Annotated in this window: 3 protein-coding genes and 1 pseudogene; 2 read left to right on the top strand and 2 right to left on the bottom strand. The window is 65.5% G+C overall.

From position 1 onward, the window contains the following. Both pcm and surE read right to left on the bottom strand, forming a co-directional pair. Positions 1-690: protein-L-isoaspartate O-methyltransferase (pcm, locus tag DBR12_RS05850; RefSeq protein ID WP_108616399.1), on the bottom strand; the 690-nt coding region annotated here is incomplete at its 3' end. Next, positions 690-1,484, bottom strand: a complete 795-nt coding sequence (gene surE, locus DBR12_RS05845; RefSeq protein ID WP_108616398.1) for a 5'/3'-nucleotidase SurE — start codon at positions 1,482-1,484, stop codon at positions 690-692. The genes pcm and surE, both read right to left, overlap by 1 nt. Positions 1,485-1,632: 148 nt before the next feature. Between surE and DBR12_RS05840 the strand changes: the two genes are divergently transcribed. Further along, positions 1,633-2,607, top strand: coding sequence for an NADPH:quinone oxidoreductase family protein (locus DBR12_RS05840; protein WP_108616397.1), 975 nt, complete (start codon positions 1,633-1,635; stop codon positions 2,605-2,607). A 124-nt stretch (positions 2,608-2,731) separates the two neighbouring features. After that, positions 2,732-3,045 (top strand): annotated as a pseudogene (locus DBR12_RS05835) (GGDEF domain-containing protein); the annotation flags it as partial.

Genomic DNA, 3,045 nt, shown 5'->3' with positions numbered 1-3,045 from the left:
CCCCCCCGACAGCGCCATCGGCGCCACCAGACGCCCGCCCACCGCGAGCTGGTCGCACCATGCCTGGGGCACCGCATCACCACCAGCAGCTGCAATGATGGCCGCATACGGGGCTCCTTTGGCATAGCCCAGCATGCCATCGCCAAACAACAGGTGGACGTTGGCCAGCCGAAACGGACGCAGGTTGTCGCGAGCCCTGTCGTGCAGGCCGCGCAGCCGCTCCAGCGTATAGACCTCTCGGGCCAACAAGCTCAATACCGCAGCCTGGTAACCGCAGCCCGTGCCAATTTCAAGCACCCGGCCCAGGCCACCCGCCCGCGCGCCGTCAGCGCCCAGCAGCAACTCGCACATGCGCGCCACCACGCTGGGTTTGGAGATAGTTTGACCCAGCCCAATGGGCAGGCTGGTGTCTTCATAGGCCTGATTGACTAGGGCGCTGTCCACGAACCGGTGGCGCTCCACTGCCCCCATGGCCTGCAGCACCTGGGCAGATGTAACGCCACCCGCCGACAGCTTTTGCACCATGCGAGCGCGGACAGCCGAAGAGTCGAGCCCCACCCCCACCGGCGCAGCCACCACCAGATTGCGAGCCGCCAAGGCAGAAGCAGGGCCAGACACTTTCGCCACCGGCTTGGCACCAGCGTTGCCCGCACCCGGCAGACGGGCCGGAAAACCAGGGCGGCGCTGCATCACATGCCCGAGGCGGAATCCGCCCCTGCCCCAGCGGTCCATCGAGACGCCGCCTGCGCCCAGGCGCCCAGGCTGTCGTGATCGGTGAGATCCACCTTCAGCGGCGTGATGGAAACATGCCCCTGCGCCGTAGCATGAAAATCGGTGCCCTCGGCATCGTCCTTGGCCGCACCCGCTCCGCCTATCCAGTACATGGCCTCTCCACGCGGGCTTTCCTGCACGATGACGCGCTCAGCCGCGTGGCGGCGCCCTAGGCGACACCACTTCAAGGGGCGCAGCGCGTCCAGCGGCATATTGGGGATGTTCACATTCAGAAGCCAGGGCGTCTCATTTACCAGTTGCTGGCTACGCATCTGCGCCACGATCTCACGGGCCTTGGCGGCGGCGGCTTCCAGCTCGCCCCAACCCTTGTCCACCTGCGAGAACGCTATGGCTGGAATACCGAAGAGATAACCCTCCATCGCTGCACCCACCGTGCCCGAGTAGATCGTGTCGTCGCCCATGTTGGCGCCATTGTTGATGCCCGAGACCACCAGATCGGGCCTGTAGCCGAGCAGCCCGGTCAGTGCAATGTGCACGCAGTCGGCAGGCGTTCCATTCACATAGCGAAAACCATTGGCGGCCCGGTGAACGTACAGCGGCGAATGCAGGGTCAGCGCGTTCGACTTGGCACTGTTGTTGTGCTCGGGCGCGACCACCTCCACCTCTACGCCCTCCAGGGTCTTGAGCGCGTCATGCAGGGCAACGATGCCCGGGGCCTGGTAGCCATCGTCGTTGGAAATCAGAATTTTCATGGTTGCAGCAGAGGTTGCAACGGATTGTAGGTGGGTGGTCCTGCCTGCGCTGCCCCGGCGGGGGCAGGTGGCGCCCGTCGCTCGTGGGACAACAGCCCCTGTGCACCCCGGCCTATCATGCGCCCCAACATTGACAGGAGACTTTTCCATGCACGCTTGGCTTTGCACCAACCCCGTCGGCATTGACGCCCTGACCTGGACAGAACTGCCCACCCCCACGCCCAAGGCGGGCGAGGTGCTCATCGAGATCAAGGCCGCCAGCCTGAACTTCCCCGACCTGCTCATCGTGCAGAACAAGTACCAGATGAAGCCACCGCTGCCCTTTGTGCCGGGCTCGGAATACGCGGGCGTGGTGGCCGCCGTGGGTGACGGCGTCACGCACCTCAAGGTCGGCCAAAACGTGGCCTGCCTCTCAGGCACTGGCGGCTTTGGCACGCACACCATTGCACCCGCCGCGCTGTGCATGCCCCTGCCCGACGGCTTCTCGCATGTCGATGCAGCCGCCTTCATCATGATCTACGCCACGTCGTACCACGCCCTGGTGGACCGCGCCCAGCTCAAGGCGGGCGAAACCGTGCTGGTGCTCGGCGCCGCAGGCGGCGTGGGCACCTCGGCCATCCAGATCGCCAAGGCCATGGGTGCGCGCGTGATCGCCGCCGCCTCCAGCGACGAAAAATGCGCGCTGTGCACCTCTATCGGGGCCGATGCCACCATCAACTACAGCAAGGAAAACCTGCGTGATGCCATCAAGGCCCTCACAGACGGCAAGGGCCCGGACGTGATCTACGACCCCGTGGGCGGTGATTTCGCCGAGCCCGCCTTCCGCTCCATCGCCTGGCGTGGTCGCTACCTCGTAGTGGGGTTTGCCTCGGGCCCCATCCCCGCGCTGCCCTTCAACCTGGCCCTGCTCAAGGGCGCCTCCATCGTGGGCGTGTTCTGGGGCGACTTCGCCAAGCGTGAACCCAAGGCCAACACTGCGATGATGGGTGAGCTGGCGCAATGGTATGCAAAGGGCAAGATCAAGCCCGTGATCGACCGCACCATGCCCATGGCCGAGCTGCCCGCTGCCTACGCCCACATGGGCTCGCGCGGCGTGATGGGCAAGCTCGTGATGGTGAACTAGCCCCATCCCGACTCCTGACAGGCGGCGCACGCCTGCGCCCGCAAGAGCTCGCGCCCCTGTCCAAAAAGGCTGCGCCCTGTGTCACACTTGCACATTCCCGCCCCTCCTGACACTGGTGCCCCCCATGGCCGACCGCTTACCTTCCGAGATCGCGCGCGAGACACTCAAACAACTGGCGGCACGCCGGTTGCAACCCACCCCCGATAACTACCTGGCGCTGTACGACGAGATAGCTGGTACCCGTAGCCTGCAGCCTTTCCCCGAAGGACAGCTGAGCAGCATCCAGCGGGTGCTGCCCGCCCAGACCCCGGCCCAGAAGCGCCTGCTCACCCAATTCGAGCGGGCCATCATCACCAAGGACTGGACCTCGTTGCAAAGCGTGATGGTGGGCTATGCCAACCTGGGCCTTCATGCCGCCGCCGCCACCCCTATCGAGAC

Source organism: Acidovorax sp. HMWF029 (genome assembly GCF_003060895.1).
Taxonomy (GTDB): Bacteria; Pseudomonadota; Gammaproteobacteria; order Burkholderiales; family Burkholderiaceae_C; genus Acidovorax.
This window is presented reverse-complemented; position numbering and strand designations above follow the sequence as displayed.

Bases quoted from the DNA above. Each gene is read 5' to 3' on its own strand.
- surE (WP_108616398.1), bottom strand. From the start codon at position 1,484: ATGAAAATTCTGATTTCCAACGACGATGGCTACCAGGCCCCGGGCATC.
- DBR12_RS05840 (WP_108616397.1), top strand. From the start codon at position 1,633: ATGCACGCTTGGCTTTGCACCAACCCCGTCGGCATTGACGCCCTGACC.